19 protein-coding genes are annotated in these 23,687 nt (G+C 59.9%); 8 read left to right on the forward strand and 11 right to left on the reverse strand.

The window, feature by feature from the left end; translation table 11 throughout:
* Positions 1 to 142: 142 nt before the first annotated feature.
* Positions 143 to 970, forward strand: coding sequence for a N(5)-hydroxyornithine transformylase PvdF (locus CLM72_RS12005; RefSeq protein ID WP_014718818.1), 828 nt, complete (start codon positions 143 to 145; stop codon positions 968 to 970).
* Between the two features lie 123 nt (positions 971 to 1,093).
* Here the strand turns inward: CLM72_RS12005 and CLM72_RS12010 are convergent, their stop codons facing one another.
* The 3 genes from CLM72_RS12010 to pvdM are packed head-to-tail and all read right to left on the reverse strand — an operon-like array spanning position 1,094 to position 4,632.
* Positions 1,094 to 1,966, reverse strand: coding sequence for a formylglycine-generating enzyme family protein (locus CLM72_RS12010; RefSeq protein WP_034127738.1), 873 nt, complete (start codon positions 1,964 to 1,966; stop codon positions 1,094 to 1,096).
* 29 nt (positions 1,967 to 1,995) lie between these two features.
* Positions 1,996 to 3,264: an aminotransferase class V-fold PLP-dependent enzyme gene (locus CLM72_RS12015; RefSeq protein ID WP_105226587.1), complete on the reverse strand. Its 1,269-nt coding sequence runs from the start codon at positions 3,262 to 3,264 to the stop codon at positions 1,996 to 1,998.
* An 18-nt stretch (positions 3,265 to 3,282) separates the two neighbouring features.
* On the reverse strand, positions 3,283 to 4,632 hold the full coding sequence (pvdM, locus tag CLM72_RS12020) for a pyoverdine-tailoring dipeptidase-like protein PvdM (RefSeq protein WP_034127737.1): 1,350 nt from the start codon (positions 4,630 to 4,632) through the stop codon (positions 3,283 to 3,285).
* 142 nt (positions 4,633 to 4,774) lie between these two features.
* Here pvdM and CLM72_RS12025 point away from each other — a divergent pair, with 142 nt between their 5' ends.
* A complete protein-coding gene (locus CLM72_RS12025) occupies positions 4,775 to 6,403 on the forward strand; it encodes a PvdJ/PvdD/PvdP-like protein (RefSeq protein ID WP_105226588.1) in 1,629 nt (542 codons plus the stop codon).
* 9 nt (positions 6,404 to 6,412) lie between these two features.
* On the opposite strand, the gene CLM72_RS12030 is transcribed toward CLM72_RS12025, so the two are convergent.
* Positions 6,413 to 6,955, reverse strand: a complete 543-nt coding sequence (locus tag CLM72_RS12030) for a thioesterase family protein (protein ID WP_105226589.1) — start codon at positions 6,953 to 6,955, stop codon at positions 6,413 to 6,415.
* Positions 6,956 to 7,064: 109 nt separating this feature from the next.
* On the opposite strand from CLM72_RS12030, the gene CLM72_RS12035 reads away from it, so the two are divergent.
* Positions 7,065 to 8,054: a GlxA family transcriptional regulator gene (locus CLM72_RS12035; protein ID WP_105226590.1), complete on the forward strand. Its 990-nt coding sequence runs from the start codon at positions 7,065 to 7,067 to the stop codon at positions 8,052 to 8,054.
* A gap of 51 nt (positions 8,055 to 8,105) precedes the next feature.
* Here the strand turns inward: CLM72_RS12035 and CLM72_RS12040 are convergent, their stop codons facing one another.
* The gene (locus CLM72_RS12040; RefSeq protein ID WP_105226591.1) at positions 8,106 to 9,536 is read right to left on the reverse strand and encodes a PLP-dependent aminotransferase family protein; all 1,431 of its coding nucleotides are present in this window, start codon (positions 9,534 to 9,536) and stop codon (positions 8,106 to 8,108) included.
* Between the two features lie 158 nt (positions 9,537 to 9,694).
* On the opposite strand from CLM72_RS12040, the gene CLM72_RS12045 reads away from it, so the two are divergent.
* The 5 genes from CLM72_RS12045 (at position 9,695) to CLM72_RS12065 (ending at position 13,892) form a co-directional block, all read left to right on the forward strand.
* Entirely contained in the window at positions 9,695 to 9,877 is a 183-nt protein-coding gene (locus CLM72_RS12045) for a rubredoxin (protein ID WP_014718115.1), read from the forward strand.
* Positions 9,878 to 9,904: 27 nt separating this feature from the next.
* Positions 9,905 to 10,774 (forward strand): sugar phosphate isomerase/epimerase, encoded by an 870-nt coding sequence (locus tag CLM72_RS12050; protein WP_034127732.1) that lies wholly within the window; start codon positions 9,905 to 9,907, stop codon positions 10,772 to 10,774.
* Between the two features lie 69 nt (positions 10,775 to 10,843).
* Entirely contained in the window at positions 10,844 to 11,476 is a 633-nt protein-coding gene (locus tag CLM72_RS12055; protein WP_034127731.1) for a LysE family translocator, read from the forward strand.
* A gap of 79 nt (positions 11,477 to 11,555) precedes the next feature.
* On the forward strand, positions 11,556 to 12,614 hold the full coding sequence (locus CLM72_RS12060; protein WP_105226592.1) for a diguanylate cyclase: 1,059 nt from the start codon (positions 11,556 to 11,558) through the stop codon (positions 12,612 to 12,614).
* A gap of 48 nt (positions 12,615 to 12,662) precedes the next feature.
* Complete coding sequence (locus CLM72_RS12065) at positions 12,663 to 13,892, forward strand: M20/M25/M40 family metallo-hydrolase (protein WP_105226593.1); 1,230 nt, start codon at positions 12,663 to 12,665, stop codon at positions 13,890 to 13,892.
* 209 nt (positions 13,893 to 14,101) lie between these two features.
* Here CLM72_RS12065 and CLM72_RS12070 read toward each other — a convergent pair whose 3' ends face one another.
* From CLM72_RS12070 to CLM72_RS12095, 6 genes are all read right to left on the reverse strand, one after another.
* Positions 14,102 to 14,461 (reverse strand): hypothetical protein, encoded by a 360-nt coding sequence (locus tag CLM72_RS12070; protein WP_105226594.1) that lies wholly within the window; start codon positions 14,459 to 14,461, stop codon positions 14,102 to 14,104.
* Between the two features lie 339 nt (positions 14,462 to 14,800).
* On the reverse strand, positions 14,801 to 15,217 hold the full coding sequence (locus CLM72_RS12075; RefSeq protein WP_105226595.1) for a hypothetical protein: 417 nt from the start codon (positions 15,215 to 15,217) through the stop codon (positions 14,801 to 14,803).
* The gene (locus CLM72_RS12080; RefSeq protein ID WP_105226596.1) at positions 15,211 to 15,495 is read right to left on the reverse strand and encodes a hypothetical protein; all 285 of its coding nucleotides are present in this window, start codon (positions 15,493 to 15,495) and stop codon (positions 15,211 to 15,213) included. Before CLM72_RS12080 ends, CLM72_RS12075 begins: the two co-directional genes overlap by 7 nt.
* A 49-nt stretch (positions 15,496 to 15,544) precedes the next feature.
* A complete protein-coding gene (locus tag CLM72_RS12085; RefSeq protein ID WP_105226597.1) occupies positions 15,545 to 15,856 on the reverse strand; it encodes a contact-dependent growth inhibition system immunity protein in 312 nt (103 codons plus the stop codon).
* The gene (locus CLM72_RS12090; RefSeq protein WP_105226598.1) at positions 15,853 to 20,484 is read right to left on the reverse strand and encodes an RHS repeat-associated core domain-containing protein; all 4,632 of its coding nucleotides are present in this window, start codon (positions 20,482 to 20,484) and stop codon (positions 15,853 to 15,855) included. The genes CLM72_RS12085 and CLM72_RS12090 overlap by 4 nt, the downstream gene beginning before the upstream one ends.
* 128 nt (positions 20,485 to 20,612) lie before the next feature.
* Entirely contained in the window at positions 20,613 to 23,687 is a 3,075-nt protein-coding gene (locus tag CLM72_RS12095; protein WP_105226599.1) for an efflux RND transporter permease subunit, read from the reverse strand.

The following is a 23,687-nucleotide window of genomic DNA, read 5'->3' on the forward strand; positions in this document are numbered from 1 at the left end:
ACGAAGCTGTGGCGTGACTATTTAGCGCGGCGTGCCGGGCGGTGGCAGTGAGCGATAAATTGCCCGGGGCCTGGTTCGTTCTTGTTCTGTAGGCGCACGTGTATCAATGCCGTGCGTGGCCCTTTGAGCGAGAGCGAAACACATGACGAAAAAGAACCTGGTGTATGTCTGGTCCCTGAGAAACGCCGCCGCCGACAAGGCGGGGCAGCCGGTGGCCTATAAAGACCACGAGCGCTATATGAAATCGGTGCTGGAGTTTCTGGTGGGCTCGCTCAACGACACGTCTCTGGGCGAGGCTTACAACCTCGTAGGCGTGGTGTATGACGACGATGAGCACAACCCGCGGGACCAGCAGTTGGTGGCGGACTACGGCTTCGCCTACCAGCCGGGTCGCCAGTGGTTGTACCCGGCGGATTTGCGTGTGCAAGGCACGTTGGTCAATGACCTGCTGCTCAGCGTGCCGTCGACCTATCGTCGTCTGCCACGAGGCAGCGCCGAACATGTCGCCGGCAAGCAGGATTTCGAGCGTCGGCTGCATGACACCCTGGTGGAGTTGAAGGCTGACATCGTGGTGCTGGATGGTTTGCTGGTGATCCTCGACGAACTGGTGCGCCCGGGTGCGCCGTTTGCACGGCGCATCATGAACATTCATCCGGGCATCACCCGCCTCGAGTCGCCTTACGAGCGCCGTGGGGCGTACGCCACCTGGAATGCGCTGTACGGCGCACGTGGGCAGGCGATCACCGACTGGGCAACCAAAGCGACTCAGGCGTGCGAGCCGTTGTATTGGACTGGTGCGTCATTTCACTACGTGGATAACGGCATCGACTCGGGAGAGGTGTTCCACGACGTGCTCAAGACCGAGATTTCGCCCGAAGACACCATCCTTGAGTTGCGCTGGAACAACTTCAACAACAGCCTGTTCCCGGCGCTGCATGAAGGCCTGGAGCTGTTGGCCAAACAAGGCTGAACAGGCGGGCGCGAACCCTGTAGGAGCGAGCTTGCTCGCGAAAATCTCACAGACGCCGCGTTTATTCAGAGAACACGCGTCATCGTTGGCGTTTTTCGCGAGCGAGCTCGCTCCTACAAGGTATTAGAGCTCGCGCACGACCCGAAAGCCGATCCAGTCCCCGCGCGTCTGCGGGTAGATGTTGTTGCGATTACCCGAGCGTGAAAACACCGGCGCCTCGCCCCAGTCATTGCCGCGGATCTGGTAGGCCTCGCAGTTGGGCTCCACCCAGGCACTGCCATCAGTTGGTGCGCCGACGTAGTTCGGATGCTCGCAATCAGCCACCCGCTCATACACATTGCCGTGCATGTCATACATGCCAAAGGCATTCGGGGGGTAGCTGCCCACGGGCGACGAATAGCTGTAGCCGTCCGCCGGGCCGTAGGTGTTGGCGTGCTGGGCGATGCTGTAGCCCTTGCCTTCGTCGAACGGGAAGGGGAACGGGCCGGTGGTGCCGGCGCGGGCGGCGTATTCGCGTTGGGCTTCGCTGACCATCTGGTACGTGTGCCCGGTCTTCTTCGACAGCCAGCTCACGTACTGCTTGATGTCGTCCATGTCCATGCACACCGCCGGTTGGCGTGGCCCCTGGGGGTAGCGCGGCTTGCTGGCGATGCATTCGCGGCCGGGGCGGTCGTCGCCATTGGCGATCTTGACCCCGGTCTGGCGCACGTAGCTGTCCCATTCGCCGGCGGTGACATGGAAGCGGCTCATGGCGAACGGCTTGGCGAAGGTCACCTCGTGCATCGGGCCTTCGTCAGGCTCGCGGCCCACTTCGTCGTCCGGCGTACCCATGGTGAAGGTGCCGGCGGGCAGCACCACCATTTCCGGGCAGTCCTTGCAGTCTTTGAAGACCTTGCCTGGTTGTGGGGCGGCGGCCTGGGCCAGGCCGGGCAGCAGGGCGCCGCACAGGGCGGTGAGTGCCAATGCGGTGAGCGGTTTGAGTCGGGATGGCATCATGGAGGCGTCTCGTTCAAAGGGAAAAGGGGTCATAACCGCTGGCTCAGCAGGGTCATGAAGCGCTGGATCTCGTCGGAGTTGTTAAGCAGGCCCGGCGAGGTGCGAATCACCGGGCCAACGTCACGGTCCACTGCGTCCACTACCACACGGTTTTTCATCAGGTAGGCCGCGATGGCATCGCTGTCCTGGTTCTTGACCCGGAAGAAGGTGAAGCCCGCTGACAGCTCGGGGCTGTGCGGCGTCACCAGTTCGATCTGCGGGTGGGCCAGCAGTTGGTCCTTGAGTTCGGTGTTGAGGGCGTGGATGCGTGTCTGCACTGGCGCCTTGCCCAGTTGCAGGTGCAACTTGAAGGCTTCGTCGGCGGCCCAGCGATGTTCGAAGGCGTGGTAGCCGCCAGGCGTCATGGTCGTGGCGAAGTTTTTGTCTTCGGAGAAGGTCGGAATCATCGGTGTGACGTATTTGTTTTCGGTCTCGCGGGCGCACACCAGGCCGGTGCCACGCGGGCCGAACATCCATTTGTGAGTGCCTGCGATGAAGAAGTCGCAGTGCATAGCGGGGAAGTCGAGGTCTTCCACGCCGAAGCCGTGCACACCATCGACGATATAGAGCAGGCGGTCCGGCTCGTCGCGGTTGCGGTTGTGTTCGTCCACCAGCTTGCCGATCTCACCGATGGGCAGTTTTACGCCGCTGCCGGATTGCACCCAGGTCATGCCCAGTACACGGGTGTTGGGGCGAATGTTGCGCTGGATATTGCCCAGCACTTCATCGGCCGAGACCTGATTGGGGTTTTTGAACAGGCGTATCTTACGAACCTGGGTCTGCTCCTTGCGTATCCGGAAGTCCAGGCTGAACTCGGTAGCGTAATGCTCATGCACCGTGGTGAGGATTTCCTGGTCGGCGCGCACCTTGATCCCGCCATAGATCATCGCCAGCCCTTCGGACGTGCTGCCGGTGAGGGCGATCTGCGCTGGCGTGGCGTTCAGGTAGCGGCCGGCCCACTCGCGTACCTGGCCCTCACGCTTCCAGGCTTCCTGCAGGTCCCAGTCCATGGCCAGGCCAGGGTTGCGGTCGATCTGTTGGCGGTAGCGTTCGATGGCCTCGCGCACGGGCCTGGGGTGCGAGGCCACCAGAAAGTTGGAAAAATGCAGGTAATTGGGGTCCTGGTTGAACAGTTGCTTCAATCCCGTCCATGGGTCGTTCGTAACAGCGGCTACTGCCTGAGGCAGCAACGCGGTGCCCAGCGGCAGGCTCGCGGCAAAGACGCCGGCCTGCTTGAGAAATGTACGGCGGTCGGTCATGGACTTACTTCGTGGTGGTTAGCGATTGGCCAATGGCTTGGCGGCTTTTTGTACCTGGTCCCACACCCGCAGGAAGTTGCCTCCCCACAGCTTGGCGATATCGGCTTCGGAGTAGCCGCGCTGGATCAGTTCAGCAGTAACGTTGCGCACCTCGCCGACGTTCTCCCAGCCCTGGAGGCCGCCGCCGTCGTTGAAGTCCGAGGCAATGCCGACATGATCGATGCCGATCTTGCGCACGGTGTAGTCGATGGCATCGCCCAGGTCCTTGAGGGTGGCCTTGGGTTCTTCCTCGAGAATGCCGTACAGCGCGCTGGCGTATTGGCCGAAGCGTTGCTCGGGCCAGGCGGCAATGATTGCATCGCCGGGCATCAGGGCCATGGCCAGGTTGGGCAGTGGCGGCAGGTCGAAGCGTGCGCGCAAGGTGTTGAGCTTGTCCTGGGTCGGCTGGCTCAAGGGGCGCAGGTAGGCGGGGAAACCCACCACTTGCACCACGCCGCCGCTGTTCTTGATCAGTTGCAGTTCCTTGTCACTGAGGTTGCGCGGGATGTCCACCGATGCCCGTGGCGCCGAGTGCGACGCCACCATCGGCGTGCGGCTCAACTGCGCGACTTGCTCCAGGGCCTTGGTCGACATCTGCGACACATCGATGATCACCCCCAGGTCATTGAGGCGATGCACCGCTTGCTGGCCGATAGGCGACAGGCCCTCGAGGGCATCGGTGGAGTCATTGAAGAACGGCAGCGGGCGCGACGAGTCGGACCAGGCGTTATTGCCGATGTAGCTGAACCCGAACATGCGCATGCCGCGTGCGGCCCACAAGTCCAGCTGGTTCAGGTCATTGCCCAAGGGGTAGGCGTTGAGCATGCTGATAAAAATCGCGAACTTGCCTTCGCCGTGCAGGCGTCGCATATCGTCCGGGGTGTAGGCAATGCCCACCTGGTTGGGAAAGTCACGCACCATGCCGGAGATGATCTTGTAGCGCACTTCCTGCTCGTGCCGGGCCTCTTCGACAAAACCGTCGGTGGGCTTGTGCGGGGCGTTGGCGCCGTTCCAGATTTCCGGCCAGCCGAAGATCGTCAGCGCGGCGCCCGACAATCGGCCGCGGGCTGCCTTGGCCAGGTCGAACTGGCCGCTGCCATCCTTGTCGGCCTCGTTGCCCGCCGTGCCGAAATCCAGGGGCAGGGTGATGTGGCTGTCGAACGACAACAGGCGATCCTGCATTTCATTGGCCTGCTTGATCACCTCCAGCGGGTAGCCGGCGTTGCCCTTGAACCACTGATCCCAGACCAGGAAACCGGCCCCGGCGCCGATAGCGAGGGCCAGCGGCAGGCCGATATACAGCGCCTTTTTCGAACGTGATTTTGTCATTGCCATCTCAGTCAGTTGAGGCCTTTGCTATCAGGGAAGAACGAGCGATGACGGGGGAAATTTAGGTGGCGGGGGCAGGGCGGTAAATTTCGTCAGGCTGCAAACGTTCTAGCTCTGATCAAGCCGTTTCCTAAGGTAGCCAATGACAATCTCCCGACGTGGGTTCATCGCAGGCCTGGCGCTGACCGGTGCAGCCGTGCCCGCGGCCTTTTATGCCCATCGCGAGTTGACACGGGAAGAAGAGTTTCCCATCACCCCCGGCGAAGCCACGGTCGACCTCGCTGACACCCAGGGCCAGCACCTGGCGAACACCCTGCGGGGCGTCTGGAGCCTGCGCCTGGAAGGCCGCGATGCGGGCCTTACGGGCCTGCCGCTGCATGGCCTGGAGTTGCTGCTCGACATCGCCCCCCGTGGGCGTGGCCTGCGCGGTTACCTGGACACCGCCGAGCAGCTGCGCGCTGAAGGCGAGCCGCGCTATCGGGTCTTGGGTGATGTGCTCACGGGCGAGGGCGCCGTGCTCTATTGGCGCTTGATCGACCGCGATTCAGCCGGCGGCGTGCCGGCCTATGAATTCAAGATGACCCTGGATGAAGTCTGGGCCGATTTCGGCAATGCCGGCAGCGCCACCCTCAGCGGGCACATCCTCGACCTTGAGCGGCCCCTGGCGCTGACCGAACGCGACAACCGTTTTATCGCCCACAAACAACTGTTCCCCGAAGCCCGCCAGCGCATCGGCCTCAACCCGACCTTGCTGGCCTGGCTGATTTCTCCCGAGCACCGCCTGTTTCACCAACTGTGGCACGCCACCCGCGACCAATGGCACAAGCTCTCCGAAGAAAAACGCGAGGCCCTGCGTGGCATCGGCTGGCAACCGGGGCCCCGTGGTCAGGAACGCGACGCCCGCGGCAAGCGCAAGGACCGCAATGGTTCGGGCATCGACTTCTTCTTCATGCACCGCCACATGCTCGGCACCGCACGTTCCATGCAGGACTTGCCCTCCTGGCCGCAATTCCCCGAGCCGCAACCGCCGTTGGAGCGCGATCGCCTGGGATTTGTACGCTACTTTGACAACCACGACGGTTTCGCACTGCCGCCCTGTTGGTCAGCGCCAGATGACGCCGACTACACCCAGTGGGTCAGCGATATCAAGGCGGCCGAGACCTACCACAGCAACTTCCAGGTGTGGGAATCGCAATACCGCGACCCGCGTTACCTGGCCAAGTTGACCCTGGGCCAACTGGGCTCGGAAATGGAACTGGGCCTGCACGATTGGCTGCATATGCGCTGGGCCTCGGTGCCCCGCGACCCGTCCAACGGCGCCCCGGTCCCCTTCGCCCGCGACCCCGCAGACTTTGCCGCACGTTGGTATGCGCCGGAGAACGACTTTCTGGGCGACCCGTTTTCATCCCATGTGAACCCGGTGTTCTGGCATTTCCACGGCTGGATCGATGACCGCATCGAAGACTGGTTTCGTGCCCACGAGCGCTTCAACCCAGGCGAGGTGAGCCGACTGGAAGTCAACGGCGTAGCCTGGTTTGCGCCAGGCCGCTGGGTGGAAATAGGTGACCCGTGGCTGGGCCCGGACACCCACGGCTGCAGCACCACGCCGGGGCTGCAACAGGGGCGCTCGATGGAGATGGACCCAGAGATCATGAAGCTGGCCCTGCGCATTACCTTCGGTGCCGATGAAGCGCTGCTCAAGGGGCTGTTCAAACGTGTGCCGCAGCGGCCATGGTATGCGCGGCATCTGAAACTCAAACGCGAGGCTTAGCAGGGGGTTTTAAACCTGCTCTTGCTCGCGCAATTGCGCACTCATCTCATCGCAACTGCGTGCCCAGTCGCTCAACCATTGCGGCATCGGCGGTGAGGTGTCGTCCAAGCCCAACTCGCGGATAAATTCGGCCGGGGGCAGGGTGCCCTTGGCAGATCGAAACAGCCCACGCATCACCACCACGCCGACCACTCGCCCATGGCTGACAAAACGGTGCTCCATCAGGTTCCACTTGTGGTCCCAGCCGAGAATGCGGGTATGCACCTCGAATGCCTCGAACAGCTTCAATTCCCGACGAAACTTGCCCCAGGTATCGCCGACTATCGGCATGGCCTTGTGGCGCAGTGCCACGCGAAAGGCGCCGGTGCGCAGCACAAAATCCATACGCGCCACATCGGCCAGGGTGAAATACCGGCCATTGGTGACATGCCGGTTCAGGTCCAGGTCCAGCGGCCAGACCCGCATGCGCACCACCGTGGTGGCCAGGCCGTGAACCGGTTTGCGCCAGGGGCGGCGCAACAGCATGTGCAGTAATCGAAACCAGAGATTCATAAAAACGCCAGACAGTTGATCAATGGCCGCACTGTACGGGGGCGGAATCGGCTAAAGTAGATGCGTAAATGACTTATTACATGCGAAAAGTGCAAGCCGGAGTTATTACATGCATGTCACCTTGCTCCTGGCGGATCAATGCTCCGCTGCCAGTGCCACCCTGGCCATGGAAATGCTCAGTGCGGCCAATCTCTTCGCTGACAGCCCGCCGTTTGAGGTGATGCTCGCGTCTATGGACGGCCATCCGGTGACAGCATGGGGCGGGCAGTGCCTGCAGGTGCAGGGCTCACTGGCGCAGATCGCGCACACCGACCTGGTGCTGATTCCCGGGTTTCTCTTTACCCTCAAGGACGCCATGCCGACGTTTGCCGCCTACGGCGCCTGGTTGCGCGAGCAGCATGGGCAGGGCGCCGTGTTGGCGTCGATGTGCACGGCGGCCTTCATGCTGGCCGAGACCGGGCTATTGCACGGCTTGCGTGCGACGACTCACTGGGCATTTGCCGGGTTCTTCCGGCGTCGATATGCCCAGGTCAGCCTGGATGAGGGGCAGATCCTTTGCGAAGACAATCGCCTGATCACGTGCGGGGGCGCTACGGCGGCGATGGACTTGATGCTGCACCTGATCCGCCGTTTCGGCTCGCCGGAGCTGGCTCATACCTGCGGCAAGTACCTGCTGATCGATGCCGGCCGCACCGAGCAGTCGGCCTACGCGATGTGGTCGCTGCCCAAAAGCCACGGTGATGCGCAGATCCTGCGTGTGCAGCATTGGTTGGAGCAGCACTTTGCCCAGTCAATGGTGATCGATGAGGTGGCCCGGCGCTTTGGTTTTGGCGTGCGTAATTTCAAGCGGCGTTTCAAGGATGCCACTGGTTGTACGCCGATTGGCTACCTGCAAACCCTGCGCCTGGAACGAGCCAAGCAGATGCTGGAGTCAACACGCATGACCCTCGCCAGCATCACGTATGCGGTGGGCTATGAGGACAGCAACTCGTTTCGGCGTCTGTTCCAGCAACGGGTGGGGATGCTGCCGGCGGCGTATCGCAAGAAGTTCCTGATCGCCCAGGGCGACGCCTGTGTACCTGATGCACCGAGGTCCTGATTTGCCTTGATGCCGCTCAGGTAAGCAGGCGCGCTGCGCCGTGGACGTGTATCACTTTTTTGCGCGGGGATTGCTCTGTGCAACACCGTGCAGCAATAGCGCCTCAAACACCCGCTGGACCCGTGGTTCGTCGCTGTGGGCCACATTGAAGCGCATTGAGTCGCGGTGGGCCGGGTCGTAGCCGAAGAGCGCGCCAGGTGCCAGTACCATGCTGCGTTTCAGGGCTTCCTGGGCCAGGAGTTCGCCGTTCACGCCAGGCGGCAGGCGTGCCCAGATGAACATCCCGCCTTCATACGCCATGGGCAGTTCGCACCCGCAGCGCTTGAGCCATTGTTCGACGCGCCCACCGGCTTCCATCAGGCGCTGCACCATGCGTTTGCGGTGCTTGGCGTAGCTGCCTTCGCTGAGCATGCGGTAGACGATCTGTTCGAACAGTTCCGAGGTGACGCCGCCGCTCATCAATTTCATGTTGGTCAGGTTGGCGGCCAGTTGCGGAGCGGCCACGACATAGCTGACGCGGGTGTTGGCACTCAGGATCTTCGAGAACCCCGACAGGTAGGTGACCTGGTCCAGCCCGGCGACGGCGGCCAGGCGTGGGGGAGGGTTGGGGTGCAAGTCGCCGTAGAGGTCGTCCTCGACGATGTGGCAGTGGTACTGCTGGGTCAGTTGCAACAGGCGAAACGCTTGGCTGGGGCTGAAGGAGTGGCCGGTGGGATTGTGCAACACGCTGGTGGTCAGATACAGGCTGGGGCGGTGTTCGGCCAGCAGCTGTTCGAGGGCGCTGAAGTCAAAGCCGTCGGGGCGGCGTGCAATGGTGATGACTTTGACGCCGTGCAGCGCCAGGTTGGCGTGGAAGTTGAAGTAGCACGGCGCGTCGAGCAGCACCGTGTCGCCGGGGCGTGCGAGCAGGCGCATGAGCATGTCCAGGCCCTGCACGGTATTGGGTGTGGTGATGATCTGTTCCACCGGCACCGACAAGCCTTCGCCGTGCAGTTTCTGTTGCAGCGCCTGGCGCAGCGGCAACAGCCCCGCCGGCGTGCCCAGCCCGGCGATGCGCAGTGACGGCGCACGCACTACGCTGCGCATGGCCTGGCGGATCGCTTCGCCATTGAGCCAGTCCTCCGGCAAGTGCCCGCCACCGGGGCGCAGTTCGCCACTGGCGGTGGCCAAGGGCCGGCGCAATACGCTGAGCAGGTCTTGGGGCAATAGGTCCACCCAGGTCACCGAGGCAGGGCGGGTGCTGTCCATCGCCACGAAGTAGCCGCGGCCCTGGCTCGAGGTGAGCAGGTGGCGACCGCGCAGGCGGTCGAGTGCCTCATTGAGGGTGAACTTGCTGACGCCGAGGATCTGGGTCAGTTCACGCACGGATGGCAGTTTGCTGCCCGGTGCCCATTCGCCATTTTCGATGGCCTGGCTGAACGCCTCGACGATCTGCTGGACCTTGGGCGTGCCTTCTACGAAAGCGATGGCGGATACAAACATGACGCGTCCTTGTGTTTGCCGGTGCTTTTACCGGTGAAGTTAGGCCGGATTAGGCACCACTTTACCTGCCTTGCGCAATGCCACTCCCCTAGACTGCGCGGCATCTCGCCAGGAGATGGCGATATTTCCTACACCTGAGCAATGGATTTTGCATTTCCATGAAGACTTATATGTGCGCACCCTGCGGTTTTATGTACGTAGAAGAACTGGGTATTCCGGAGGACGGAATTCCCGCAGGCACCCCTTGGGAAGAGGTGCCTGAAGACTGGACATGCCCGGATTGCGGCGTGACCAAGGCCGATTTCATGGCCATCAATCTTCCTGAACGTCAATTTGCCTGACACTCCATCAACGAAAGGAATCGTCCCATGAACAGCAAACTGATCAACGCCACCGTCCCGTTCTGCACCGGTGTGGCCCACCAGAAGTACCTGGGCGCCGAAAAGGGCCTGCAAACCGCCATCGAAGGTGACTGCACCCACTGGTACATCGACGGCAGCCTGTTCGGCGAAATGGTCGATGACTGGACCGAGGCGCGTATCGAGAGCCTGCAGGCGCAAATCGCGGCCACGGGGGTCAAGCCGGTTTTCCATGGCAACTTCAAAGCGCCGTTGGGCAGTGATGTCGAAGCCTTCCGTAGTGCGGCTGTGGAGTACGTCAAAAAAGAAATCGACATCGCCAGCCGCCTGGGCGCGCCGTTGATCATTCACGGTGGTTGCATCGTCGAGCCGAAAATGGTGCTGATGGCCAAGAAGGTTGCCCTGGAGCATTACCTCAAGTCGGTGCAGGAACTGGCGCGCTACGCCGAGGCCAAGGGCACGGATATCTACCTGGAGAACCTGTCCAACTACGTCAACTATCGGCCGTTCCACTACATCTTTACCCATGAAGCCGAATACGCCTTTGTGTTCGAGCGCCTGCAAGCCCACAGCAATGTGTATTTCTTCCTCGATGCCGGCCACGCCAACATCGAGAACGGCCTGCCGGCAGAAGTGGTGCGCAAATACCACCACCTGATCAAGGGCATTTCCTTCAGCAACAACAACGGCGTGCAAGACCAGCACTTCGGCATCCATGACGGCAACTGCGATTACGCCGATGTGCTGCAGGCCATTGTCGAGACCAACTGGAAGGGCCTGGTCGCGTTTGAAACCCGCAACCAGACCGCCAAGGCTGCCCTGGCTGACCTGGCGGTGATGTACCGCGACTCCCTGACCACCGAAATCGCTGTCGCCTGATTGGCCGGGGGCGAGCGCTGGCCGCGTTCGCCCTGTTGCTGCTGTTTCTTTTTATTCAAGGTGCTGGCCATGACAAGTGCGTTAACCCTGTCTTCATTTCTCTACTTTCTGTTGTTTTGCGCCACCATGACCTTCAGCCCGGGCCCCATGACGTTGCTGTTGCTGAGCCTGGGCTTGAAGGACGGCCTGCGCAGTTCGATCCCGGCGCAGGTCGGCGCCAGTGTGTCGTACCTGATTTCAATCCTGATCTTTGCCGTCGGCTTCTCGGAGTTGATCAAGGGCAACCTCGCCATTACCCAGACCATTCAGTTTGTCGGGGTGGCCTACATTCTTTACCTGGCCTACAAGCAGTGGACCAGCAGTGGCGTGTCGATCAACAACGCCGACAAGGTCGAGGGCGCGCGCAGCTTGTTTGGCAAAGGACTGTTGACCGGGTTTTCCAACCCCAAGACCATCATCATGTTCAGCGCCGTGTTCCCGCAGTTTGCCGGCGCCGGTGAACACAGTTCGGCGGCGGACATCGCCATCCTTGGCCTGACCTTCCTGCTGCTGCAATTTGCCAGCGGCTGCCTGTATTGCTATTTCGGCCAGCGCATCAAACACGTGCTGGAAAACCCCAAGCGGCGGGTGTTGTTGCAGCGAATCACGGCCGTGTTGCTGCTGGGCGTCGCCTTGATGCTGGCGCGTGGGTTTTCGCACTGAAGTATTAGCCAATAAGCGGTAGTGGCGATTTGACGTCGCCCTGATAGACTCCAGGCATTCACCCAGGATCGCCCCCACCATGCCAGCCGTCGGAGGAAAAGGACTTCCGCTCGCTTTGCGCTTGTACAAATCTCGCGTGCTGGGGCTGACGCTCGGCTTTGTGTGCGTGGCGTTCGGCATGTATCCGTTGAATCCGTCCCTGTGGGTGTGGGCCTGGATGCTGATCAATGCCTTTGCGTGGCCGCACCTGGCTTTTCAATGTTCGTTGCGCTCGGCCAATACCTTGCGCAGCGAACGCCGCAGCCTGCTGTTCGATTCCTTTTGCGGTGGGTTCTGGGTTGGCGCGATGCACTTCAACCCGCTGCCCAGCGTCACCACCTTGTCGATGATGAGCATGAACAACGTCGCCATTGGCGGGCCGCGCTTCCTGTTCGCGGGTTGGGTGGCGCAGGCACTGGGGCTGGGCACCGCGTTGCTGCTGTTCACACCAGGATTTATCGCCGTGACCACCCAGGCCCAGCTGTATGCCTGCCTGCCGATCCTGATGCTGTATCCCCTGGCCCTGGGCTGGATCTGCTACCGCCAGGCCGTCACCTTGGCCCGCCACAAACGTGAACTGCTGGCCTTGAGCCGCACCGACAGCCTGTCGGGCCTGCTCAACCACGGCGCCTGGAAGGACCATCTGGACCTCGAGTTTCAACGTTGTCGCCGTGGCCCGGGCGGTGCCGCCATCGCGTTGATCGACATCGACCACTTCAAGACCATCAACGATACCTACGGCCATGTGACTGGCGATATCGTCCTGCGCCAACTGAGCAAGGTGCTGCGCCAGAACCTGCGCACTACCGACCTCGCCGGACGCTATGGCGGTGATGAGTTCTGCGTGATCCTGCCAGACATGCCCCTCAACCGTGCCACCGAGGTGATGGAGGCCTTGCGCGGTCGCTTCAACGCCTTGGCCTACGCCCAGGACCCGACACTGCGAGTGAGCCTGAGCATCGGCCTGGCGCCGTACCAGCCGAGCCACGCCGACTCCATCAGTTGGCTCAACGACGCCGACCAGGCGCTGTACGAGGCCAAGAGCAGCGGGCGCAACCGGGTCAGTTCGGTACAGGGCAGTTGGTTGCGGTCAGTTTAGTGGGGTAGGGTGGCGGGGCACCCTCCAACAAAAAACAAGGATCGGTCCATGCTCTTCACCTTCCCGTGTACCCTGTTGGCCGCTACCCTGGCCTTGTCTTTCAGCCTGCCGGCCTACAGCGCCGAGCCTCATAAACAGATCCAGCAACAGGCCGAACAATACAAGGCCGAAGCCTTGAAGCTGCTGGAGCGCCTGGTGAATATCGACTCGGGCTCAGGCTACGAGCCGGGCCTGACCCAAGTGCGCGATATCGCCGTGGATGAGTTGAAACAGTTGGGTTTCACCATCGAATTGGTGCCGGATAAAGCCGCCAACAATAGCCATGTGGTCGCTACCCTCAAAGGCACCGGCAAGGCCAAGATCCTGCTGATGGCCCATATGGACACCGTATTCAAGGAAGGCTCGGCTGCCGAGCGCCCCTTCCACATCAAGGACGGCCGCGCCTACGGCCCCGGCGTGATGGATGACAAGGGCGGCATCGTTGCGGGCATCTATGCGCTCAAGGTCCTCAAAAGCCAGGGCTTCAAGGATTACGCGCAGATCACCTTCCTGCTCGACGCCAGCGAAGAAACCGGCTCCGACGCCGCCTCCGAACTGATCCGCAACACTGCCAAGGGCCACGACGTGACCCTGAACCTGGAACCCGGCCGCCCCGCCGACGGCCTGGTGGTGTGGCGCAAAGGCAGCGCCACCGCGGTGGTCGAAGTCAAAGGCAAGGCCGCCCACGCCGGCGTTGCGCCGGAACTGGGACGCAACGCCGCCATGGAAGCCGCGCACCAGATCCTGCAACTGGGCAAACTCGGCGATGAAGACAAGAAAACCACCATCAACTTCACCGTGCTCAAGGCCGGTGACCGCACCAACGTCATCCCTGACCAAGCCACCGCCAAGGCCGACGTGCGTGCGGCCTTGCCGGAAGAGTTCGACCGGATCGAGAAAGACCTGGCGCGGGTTTCAGCCAACAAATTGATCCCGGAAACCGAAGTTAAAACCAGCCTGCAGCGCGGCCTGCCACCGATGCCGCAGACCGCAGAGTCGGATAAGTTGGTAGCGATAGCCCAAGGGATTTATGGCGAACTGGGACGCAAGTTGACCATCGAAGGCAGCGGCGGCGCGGCGGATGCCAGCTTGTCCGCCGGGGTAGGCACGCCGACGCTGGATGGGTTTGGGATAGTGGGGGGTAATATTCACACGGCGGAGGAATATGCCGAGGTGGAGAGTGTGGTGCCGCGGGTTTATTTGTTGAGTCGGATGATCATGGAGCTTTCCAAGCGCTGATCAGAACACTGGATTGCAGAACGAATCGGGTTTGAATGGGGGAGAAGTGCCCGTCCGGCAAACGCAGATCCCCTGTGGGAGCGGGCTTGCCCGCGAAGGCGGTGTGTCAGTCGCTGCATGTGTTACTGCACTACCGCTTTCGCAGGCAAGCCAGCTCCCACATTTGATCTTTGTTGATTTGAGCGTTGTGTTTGCTTTGTTTTGTTGGATTACTCGTCTGCTGTCGCTTCAGCGTGATAACGAATTAGACATTCAAGTAATGTTCTCATAAAGGCTCTTCTGTCGATGATTTCATCTTCGAAGTAAGTGTCAAATAGATAAAATACGGACTCAAAATTTTCGTCCGCGCTGAGAAAATGCTGGAGTGTGTTGATGTGCCATTCTCTTTCATCTTGCTTATATTTGATGAATTCAGGCTTGGTTAGCTTGTTGAATAACCATGTGAGTTCCTCGTGATGGTTCACGTTTATAGAAGTAATTAGCTCTTCTCGGTCCACATCTCTGGTGTTTTCGATGCAGTAGGTAAATAATAATCCTTTAAGTATTGATAGCTGTGGTTGTCTTTTCATGTTTAAAAGTTCATGTAAGCAGTAAAGAGGTTTCTGTTTTCATTCAAATGCACAAAGGGTTATCTCTGTTTTCCATATTCTAATTCATCCCTTTTATACCCTTCACCTATAAACCTCTCCATACAGATCATTGGATTGCAAAGCGAAGCGGGTTTGAATGTGGGAGGAGTTCCAGGTAAGCGCAGATCCCCCTGTGGGAGCGGGCTTGCCCGCGAAGGCGGCGCGTCAGTCGCTGCATGTGTTACTGCAGTACCACTTTCGCAGGCAAGCCAGCTCACACATTTGGTATTAGGGCTTGCCCCGTCCCACATTGAGTACTCGGTATATTCAATGTGGAAGTCACCATGTGGCAGGGTCTTCGAGGCTGGCTTTTTGGAGGTCTTCTTTCCACCATTCATTAGTTAATCTATAAATTTCTTCGAAAAAACCTTTTGGATTGTCCATTTCACTCCATCCCCACGGCAGGGTGCAATAATAGCCGGGAGCCTGTCTCAATAAGTGCGAAAAATCAAAGGTTTCGTCGCTAAGTGCAGCCTCCAATTTGTCGCATAAAACCTTGCGATGTCGATAGCTTAGATCTGAAGATTTCTCAATTATGTGTTTTTTGATCAGTCGCCTTCTGTCTGTGTCAAGGTTGATGTCGTAACGTGAAAACTCTTCGCCTAAAGTCTCTTCGCGATCATAAATATCGAACGGGCCGAGTAGGTGTCGAAGTTTCGGTGCGTACGGGACATCTAGAAAAGGGTGTTTCAGCATTGGTCATTACTCACAGGGAATACGGTATAAAGTTCTTTGGTTTCGCGATCAAATTTTGCGATCGCTGCATCCATATTTTCATCAAGTATTGGATTGTCCCGATCAGTAGGGTTTGGTATGTATCCTCTTCCGCAACCCTGCATTTCGATTCGGACAATTGGGTTGCCGTAGTAATCTTCCCCGGTAAAAGGCGGTAGATTGCGTTCTGCTCTGGTGGTTACCTCATTTAGTACAGCGAACTGCGCTCGATGACTTTTAAACTGCGTACTTAACTGCATAAGATTTTTCCTATAGTGGCGGTATTGATTTGTTTAGGGGGGCGATCGATTATTTTTTGAGGACTAAGTAGTTCTCAATTTTTCTTACGATGTGGCTCAGCCAAAGCGGCCCTGATGCCCACTCGTGCGGATAGTAATAATAGCAATACTGTTTGTGTAGCAGGTTCTCCAAAAGATTTGATTCGTTTGTATAGTGTTTGATCAGTTCTAGAATTTCTTCTTTTACGGTGATGATTACATCCGTAGAGGAGTCCAGTAGAAAAGCATCAATGACCTCGTCAGCTGTGGCGTGTTCATCTACCCAGTCTTGATGGAAGTAAGCTCCAAAAAATTGCTGAAGTTCAGTTAGTTGGTTGTTCATTTTTCTATTGGGTATCCTGTCAGTAAAAGGTAGCCGTCGGGCATTTTTGGTTTTCGAATTAAAACTAGCATAAACTTATAAACAGGTATGGATTCTGTGGTGCCTCTTATAACGCTCAAGCCTACGGGTTGGCTCGAATGTTCTCTGATAATATGCTTGTCCTTTGTTCCTTGTAGGAATTTGGATATTTCCTGACTATGCGAAGCCAAACTTTTGGATACAAGTTCTTCTGCGTCTTCTAAAGTTTTGAACGTAGACGCTGCAGGTATATGTGGCTCCGCCTCAAGCCGTTCTACCAATTGATAGTCAGTCCGCTCTACGTGTTTCTTAATCAGATGTCCGCCTGCTTTTTCATGCCCGTCTAGTACGCTGCTGGGTATTTTTTTTGCTGGAGCGCCGACTTTTGAGTCAGGACAAATTCCAACTTTACAGCTCAGCCCTAAGGGATCTACCCACCCCGTAGGATTGGCCACATACCGGTACCCATTGATCCCACCCGCCAGCTTCACTGGATCTGGCGTCAAGTAACGACCAATATCCGGATTGTAGTAGCGATGGCGGTTGTAGTGCAGGCCGCTTTCCGCATCGAAATACTGCCCTTGAAACCGCAGCGGGTTGTCGATTTTGCCTACGTCGAGCCGGGCGATCTGGCCGTAGGCGCGGTAGTGGGCGGACCAGACGATTTCGCCTTCGGTGTCGGTCAGTTCTTGCGGAGTGCCGAGGTGGTCGAGTTGGTAGTGGTAGGGCTTGGTTTCTCTTGGGCCGAAACCTTCCAACAGCGCCAAGGGGCGGAAGCTGTCGGGCTCGTAGAGGTAGCTGCGATGGCGCTCTGCATGGTGTTCGGCTATCAGCTTGTCGCCCTGCCAGAAAAACTCGGTGGTTTTGTCGTCCACGGTTTTGCTGATGCGCCGCCCAAACGGGTCATAGCGATAGCTGGCGGTTTCGCCGTTCGGTTTTGTGATGCTGATTAACCGATGCTGGCAGTCGTAGTGATATTCGGTGACGAGTTGCTGGCCTTTGCCGCGTCGTTCGCGGATAAGGTTGCCGAAGGCGTCGTAGTCGTAATGGCGGTCGCCCTGAATTATCAGGCGGTTGGCCGCGACGATGTCCGGGCCGGGGCGGTCTTGCATCAGCAGGTTGCCGGCCGGGTTGTGGGCGAAGCGTTCCTGGACGTCCTGGGAGTGATCGGCGCGGGTCAGGCGGTTTAGCGGGTCGTAGCGGTAAAGGTGTTCGCCTTTGCGGGTGTCGAGCAGGCGGGCGAGGTTGCCGGTTTTGTCGTAGTCGTATTGGCGTTGGTAGAGGTGGTTTTGTTGCTGCGTTACCGCATGGGCGTGCAGGCGGTGTTGGTCGTCGTAGTGGTAGTGGCTGAGCAGTTGGCCTTGTTGGCGTTGGTGCTCGCGACCGGCACGGAAAAGGTGGGAGGTCAGCAGCGTGCCATTCAGTTCGACGGTAGCGAGGTGGCCGCCTTTGTCGTGGGTGAAGGTGACGCGGTTATTGTCCGGCAGGCACAGGGTTTTCAGTTGCCCGCAGGCGTCGTAGCCGTAGCGCAGGGTGCCCCAGCCCTGGTGTTCGGCGGTGAGGCGGTTTTGGCGGTCGTATTCGTAGGCCAACGCCCAGTGGCCATCCTCGACGCTGAGGAGGTTGCCTTGGCGGTCGTAGCCATAGTCGACAACGCTGGCATCGGGCAGGGTTTTTCGTACGAGGCGACCGGCGTGGTCGCGCTCGTAGCGGGTGATTAGCTGACTGTTATCGTCGCCGTATTCGGTCTTCTCCAGCAGGTTGCCGTTGAGGTCGTAGGCATAGGCGGTGCGCTGGCCGTCGAAGCCGGTTTCCTGGCGGATCAGGCCGTTGGGGTGGTAGTCGAGTTGGTAGGTTTCGCCGGCTTCGTTTTCGATCTCGGTGAGCAGCAGCCGGGCGTTGTCGTAGCGGTACTTGACCTGGGTGCCGTCGGCGTTGAGACGGCGGCTGATCAGGTGCAGGCCGTCGGCGTATTCGTAGCGGGTGACGTGGCCGAGTTCGTCGCGTTCGGCGATGATTTTGCCGTAGGGGTTGTAGCTGAATTCTCGTGTGGCACCGCCTGGCAAGACGAGGCGAATCAACCTGCCGACGCTGTCCCATGCATAACCGGTCTGCGCGCCGTGTTCATCCTCACAGGCAACTTGCCGCCCCAGATCGTCATAGCGATAACGCTTGATCCCACCATTGGGCAATTGCTCCTCAAGCAACTGCCCGCGTTCGCTCCACACCAGTCGATGGCAACTGTGATCCGGGTACCAAACTCCAGTCAGTTGCCCGTGCTTGGTGTAACTGTAGTCAGTAACCTCACCATCGGGATCGGTCCTACGCGTAACATCGCCTTGCTCATTACGCTCGTATTTCCAGACCGCCTCCCCACGCCTGACAACCCGTACAAAACCGTTGTCATGCTCGTAGGACGTTGGCTCATCATCCCCCGGAAACAGCGCCACCAAGCGTCCGGCGTCGTCATATTGATAGGCCGTCACCGCGCCCATCGGGTCTTGCTCGACGGTCAGCCGGCCCTGGTCGTCGTAGGATTTAAAGTGCGTGGCGCCGTCCGGATCAATCCTCTGCACCAACCGCGCCCGCTGGTCATGGACATACACCTCCTGGCTACCATCGGCGTTATGCACCGTGACACGCCCGTCATCGCCCCAGGCATAGCGCGTGTCCATCTGCGAAAAACTCGCCCAATGCCGAACGCAGCGCGCCGCCTTGCCCGCGCGTTCCCACTCCCAAAAGAAACTCGCCCCACCGGCTAACTGCCGCTCGACAATGACGTGCTGATCGTCGTACCGATAACGCTCGCTTTCACCGACGGCATTGGTCGCACACACCAGTCGTCCAGCTTCGTCATAGGCGTAGGAAACGATGTTCTGCTCGGTTTCCCAAACGTAGGGCTCACGCCCTTTGGCGCGATGAACCTGGTAGTCCACCGCGACGATGCGGTCCAGCTCATAACGAAGCAGCAACGAACGACCCGCACCGTTATCCAGCCGCTCAATCCGTCCTGAGCGATCACGGCAAAGGCGCAGCCGGTTGTCATACGCATCGCTGATGGCTGTGAGCACACCGTCGCGAAAGTGATAGAAACGCGAGGCCTGGGCCAGCACCAGTTCATCAGGCGAGGCTCCCAAATAGATCGCCGCTTCGGCCAGGCTATTGGTGATCGCGGGCCGAGAAACGGTGGGCAAGGGCAGGGTAGTCGAGCGGTTCTCATGGTCAGTCCACACCACCAAATCGCCGGAGACCACCAGCCGATGAGCCAGCGCATGGCTCCAGCCAAACCCCAACCCACAATCGACTTCCACCGCACTGGTGCGGTACAGCCGCGTCCACGCAAACGGCAAGATCCCATCCAGCGCGCCATCGGTGAGGGTCAGCAATTCCTCGCCGGTGACCATCGACACCGGGCAGCCGTTGGTAACGGTCTTGTCCGCTGGCGTCGCCGCATCGCCTTTAGGATTTGAAGCCACCGCCGGCACATCATCCACACGCTCTTTCTGCGTCAGCACTACGTTCTGCCGCGCTCGCCAGCGCATCTGCACCGTGCCTTGCTTCAGCCCTCCCACCACCCCGCGAACCGCCACCGCTTTGTAGCGGTCCACCGCCCGCATGAACGTTGTGAGGATCGTCAGCACACCGGTCACGAAACCCACGGCTGACTGAAGAATCCCTGCGCCGTACTTGACCAGGCGCATACTCAAATACGCCACGCCCGCTGCCGGCAGCGCGATGGTCAACACCACGCCAATCACCAGGTCAATCAGCAGCGATACCATAAAACCGGCGGCCGCTTGCGCAACTTCACTAGGCGGTAACGCCTCCAGCCAGATCATGGCGGTGCGCAGTAACAGGTACAGTGCCGCCTCATCACTGGCCAGCAACATCGCCTGTTCCATGACCTTGGGCGCATCGGTGGCGATTTGCGCCAACTTCGCCGCCTCGCTACCCAGTTGCTCGACGAACTTGAGCGGGTCTTCAAGAATCGCCTGCACCTGCTTGATGCTGTCCCACACCTCCGTGATCGCTGCCCAACTGCCGGCGAGCACGCCGTTGCCTATTGCGCTGGCGGGGGATTGCTGCCAATGCGGCTTGAAGCCTTGCCACTGCTCGCGCAGCCATTGCTCCAGATCCGCAGTCAGCCCGGCATAGGAAGCAAACAAGGCATCGACTTGCTGCGCTGAAACACCGCCCTGAACCCTTACCTGATAGCGCCCGCCGGCGGCGCATTCGTGGAAACCGTCGCCGTGCTCGTCGAGCAGGATGACCCTGGAGCTGCCGTCATCCAGCCCGATCACTTCAACCGGAATATTGCCGATCGCCACGTCGTACGCTGACTCGAACCTGCTCTGGATCTTCAGCACACCCCCTGCCGGACAGCGGGCCACGGTGGAAAAGTCCGCATCGCCAAGACCGACCGACTGCTGTGCATCCCCAACCCGCAACACCCGATCCATACCCAGCAACGAAGGCATGTCCGCCGCATGACTGACCGTATCCAGCGCACGCGAATACCAGGCGCCCATCTGCTGGCGGTACTCCACCAGGCTCTGATGGAAACCATCCAGCTCGTGTTCGATAAAGGTAATGTGGGCTGCTTGGGTCATACGCGGCGGCTCCCCAAGGGGGGCGGCCAGGTAACCAAGGCACTAACAGGAAAAACCATCTGCAATCCCTCGCACTGTTTGATCAGGCGAGGGACTTTGCAGCGGTGGAAAGCGGAGGGGAGTAGAGCTTATCCGGCTGTTACGTGGGACGTTTCAGCAACCTTGTCGCGCAGTACCAGGCTGCACAGCGCCGGCAGGAACAACAGCGTCAACACCGTGCCCACCAGCACACCGCCAATCAGCACATAAGCCAGCGACGACCAGAACACCGAGAGCGTCAACGGAATAAACGCCAGCGCCGCCGCCAGTGCGGTCAGGATCACCGGGCGGGCACGCCGCACGGTGGCTTCGATAATGGCTTCGCGAATCGCCATGCCGTGGTCCTGGTTCTGGCGGATCTGGTCGGTGAAGATCAGCGTATTGCGCATCAGAATGCCGCCGATGCCAATCAGGCCCAGGATCGCGTTGAAGCCGAACGGCTGGTTGAACAGCAACAAAGTCGGCACTGCACCAATCAGGCCCAAAGGCGCGGTAGCGAACACCATGAACATCACGCCGAACGAGCGCACCTGGAACATGATCACCGTGAGGGTCAGCAGGATCATGATCGGAAACAGCGCCGCCAGGGCCACGTTGGCCTTGGCGCTTTCCTCAACCGGGCCGCCGATGTCGATTTTGTAACCGCTGGGCAGCTTGGCGATCAGCGGTTGCAGGTCTTTGTACACCGCCATTTCCACATCGGGCGGTTGTACGCCGTCGATGATGTCGGCGCGTACCTCCACGGTGGTGGCGCGGTCGCGGCGCTTGAGGATCGGTTCTTCCATCACCGCCTTGAAATGCCCGACCTGGGCCAGCGGCACCGACGTACCGGCGCTGTTGGTCAGTGTCATGTTGTTGAGGTTGGCCAGGTCTTCGCGTTGGCTGCCTTGGGCGCGGGCCACCACTGAGACGGTGCGGTTGCCTTCGCGAACTTCGGTGATCGGGTTGCCGCTGAGCAGGGCGTTGAGTTGGGACTTGACCTCGTCGGGGGTAAAACCCAGCAAGCGCAAGCGATCCTGGTCCAGCACCAGGCGATAACCGCTTGCACGCTCGCCCCATTCGAGGAAGGTGTCTCTGGTCAGCGTGTTGCCGGCCACGACCTGACGCACGTCTTCAGACAGCCCGCGCAGCACATTCAGATCCGGCCCGGAGACGCGAAACACCACCGGGAACGGCACCGGCGGGCCAAATACCAACTGCGTGACCCGTACCCGCGCCGACGGAAATTCGCCTGCCGCAATGCGTTCACGCATCCGCAGTTTCAGCGCGTCGCGGGCGTGGGAGTCCGGCGTTTGCACGATCAACTTGGCGAACGCCGGGTCCGGCATTTCAGGGTTCAACGACAGGAAAAACCGCGGTGCACCGCCGCCCACATAGGTGTCGACCATACTGGTCTGCGGCTCTTGCAACAGCGCCTTCTCCACCTGCGCCGCCACGGCTTCGGTGCTTTTGAACGCACTGCCGGGTGGCATATACACTTCCAGAATCAGTTCCGAGCGGTCGGAATCCGGGAAGAATTGTTTCTTCACCACCGCCATACCCAGGCCGCACACCACGAACGCGGCCACCACCAGCCCGGTCACCAGCCAGCGCCCGCGCACGCAGGCCTCCACCAGGCTGCGCAGTTTCTGGTAGTAGCGCCCGGCATAAATCGCATCATGCCCGCCGGGCACTGGCTTGATCTGCGGCAACAACTTCACGCCCAGGTAAGGCGTGAACACCACGGCCACCAGCCAGGATGAAATCAGGGCGAAACCCACGATCCAGAAGATATTGCCGGCGTATTCACCCGCCCCGGAGCGCGCAAACCCAACCGGCAGAAAACCGATGATGGTGACCAGGGTGCCGGTCAGCATCGGCGCTGCTGTGGAACTCCAGGCGTAGGTGGCCGCGTGGATGCGGTCAAAGCCTTCTTCGAGTTTGACCACCATCATCTCGATGGCAATGATCGCGTCGTCCACCAACAGGCCCAGGGAGATGATCAATGCGCCGAGGGTCACGCGGTCGAATTCACGGCCGGTGACCAGCATGATCACGAACACGATCGACAGCGTAAGCGGCACGGCTGCCGCCACCACCAGCCCCACGCGAAAGCCCAGGGCCAACAGGCTGATCAGCATCACCACGGCCAGGGCCACGAAGAATTTGAGCATGAACTCGTTGACCGCCAGGCTGATGTTTTTCGCCTGGTCGGAGACTTTGGCGAAGTTCACGCCCAGAGGCAGGTCGGCCTGGATTCTGGCTTCCTGGGCCTGCAGGCTCTTGTCCAGTTCCAGGCCGTTCCAGTGCTTCTCCATGATCACGCCCAGCATCAACGCCGGGTCGCCCTGATGGCGGATGCGATAACTGGGCGGGTCTTCATAACCCCGGCTCACGGTGGCCACATCGGCGATGCGTAATACGCGGCCATTGACTTGCAGGGGCACGTTTTCGATCAAGGCCAGGCTGTCGAACGCGCCGTCGATGCGGATATAAGCGCGGGCGCCCGCCGTTTCGACGAAGCCTGAGGGCGCCACGGCATTTTGTGCGGCGAGGGCGGCGAAGATCTGTTCGGGCTTGATGCCCAGGGTTGCCAGGCGCTCATAGGAAAACTCTACAAACACGCGCTGGGCCTGCTCGCCAAGGATATTGACCTTCTTCACCCCTGGCAGGTTGAGCAAACCCTGGCGCAGCTCCTCGGCCATTTGCACTTGTTGGCGATGGGGCAGGTGTTCGGCTTCCAGGGCGTACAACGCAAAGTACACGTCGGAATATTCATCGTTGAAAAACGGCCCGATCACGCCCTTGGGCAGGCGCGTGGCTTCGTCGCTGAGTTTTTTGCGGGTCTGGTAGAACAGCTCCTGAATCTCGCTCGGGCGTGTGGACTCCAGGAAGGTCATGCGCATCGACACGAAGCCTGGCTGGGCGATGGTCTCGACGCGGTCGTAGTAGTCCAGTTCCTGCAGGCGCTTTTCCAGGCGGTCGGCCACTTGCTCCTGCATCTCCTGGGCGGTGGCGCCGGGCCAGGCGGCGGTGATGGTCATGACCTTGACGGTAAACGAAGGGTCTTCGGCGCGCCCCAGCTTACCGAACGCGATGACCCCGGCGACGAGGATCGCAATCAGCAAGAACAAGGTGACGGCGCGGTGCTTGACGGCCAGTTCGGAGAGGTTGATCCCGCGCAT

This window comes from Pseudomonas sp. MYb193, assembly GCF_002966775.1.
In the GTDB taxonomy this organism is placed as follows: Bacteria; Pseudomonadota; Gammaproteobacteria; order Pseudomonadales; family Pseudomonadaceae; genus Aquipseudomonas; species Aquipseudomonas paracarnis.

Coding starts and splice junctions, on each gene's coding strand:
- CLM72_RS12060 (WP_105226592.1), top strand. CDS start 11,556: ATGCCAGCCGTCGGAGGAAAAGGACTTCCGCTCGCTTTGCGCTTGTAC.
- CLM72_RS12050 (WP_034127732.1), top strand. CDS start 9,905: ATGAACAGCAAACTGATCAACGCCACCGTCCCGTTCTGCACCGGTGTG.
- CLM72_RS12070 (WP_105226594.1), bottom strand. CDS start 14,461: ATGAAAAGACAACCACAGCTATCAATACTTAAAGGATTATTATTTACC.
- CLM72_RS12090 (WP_105226598.1), bottom strand. CDS start 20,484: ATGACCCAAGCAGCCCACATTACCTTTATCGAACACGAGCTGGATGGT.
- CLM72_RS12085 (WP_105226597.1), bottom strand. CDS start 15,856: ATGAACAACCAACTAACTGAACTTCAGCAATTTTTTGGAGCTTACTTC.
- CLM72_RS12045 (WP_014718115.1), top strand. CDS start 9,695: ATGAAGACTTATATGTGCGCACCCTGCGGTTTTATGTACGTAGAAGAA.
- CLM72_RS12065 (WP_105226593.1), top strand. CDS start 12,663: ATGCTCTTCACCTTCCCGTGTACCCTGTTGGCCGCTACCCTGGCCTTG.
- CLM72_RS12010 (WP_034127738.1), bottom strand. CDS start 1,966: ATGATGCCATCCCGACTCAAACCGCTCACCGCATTGGCACTCACCGCC.
- CLM72_RS12030 (WP_105226589.1), bottom strand. CDS start 6,955: ATGAATCTCTGGTTTCGATTACTGCACATGCTGTTGCGCCGCCCCTGG.
- CLM72_RS12080 (WP_105226596.1), bottom strand. CDS start 15,495: ATGCAGTTAAGTACGCAGTTTAAAAGTCATCGAGCGCAGTTCGCTGTA.
- CLM72_RS12035 (WP_105226590.1), top strand. CDS start 7,065: ATGCATGTCACCTTGCTCCTGGCGGATCAATGCTCCGCTGCCAGTGCC.
- CLM72_RS12040 (WP_105226591.1), bottom strand. CDS start 9,536: ATGTTTGTATCCGCCATCGCTTTCGTAGAAGGCACGCCCAAGGTCCAG.
- CLM72_RS12025 (WP_105226588.1), top strand. CDS start 4,775: ATGACAATCTCCCGACGTGGGTTCATCGCAGGCCTGGCGCTGACCGGT.
- CLM72_RS12005 (WP_014718818.1), top strand. CDS start 143: ATGACGAAAAAGAACCTGGTGTATGTCTGGTCCCTGAGAAACGCCGCC.
- CLM72_RS12055 (WP_034127731.1), top strand. CDS start 10,844: ATGACAAGTGCGTTAACCCTGTCTTCATTTCTCTACTTTCTGTTGTTT.
- pvdM (WP_034127737.1), bottom strand. CDS start 4,632: ATGACAAAATCACGTTCGAAAAAGGCGCTGTATATCGGCCTGCCGCTG.
- CLM72_RS12075 (WP_105226595.1), bottom strand. CDS start 15,217: ATGCTGAAACACCCTTTTCTAGATGTCCCGTACGCACCGAAACTTCGA.
- CLM72_RS12015 (WP_105226587.1), bottom strand. CDS start 3,264: ATGACCGACCGCCGTACATTTCTCAAGCAGGCCGGCGTCTTTGCCGCG.
- CLM72_RS12095 (WP_105226599.1), bottom strand. CDS start 23,687: ATGCGCGGGATCAACCTCTCCGAACTGGCCGTCAAGCACCGCGCCGTC.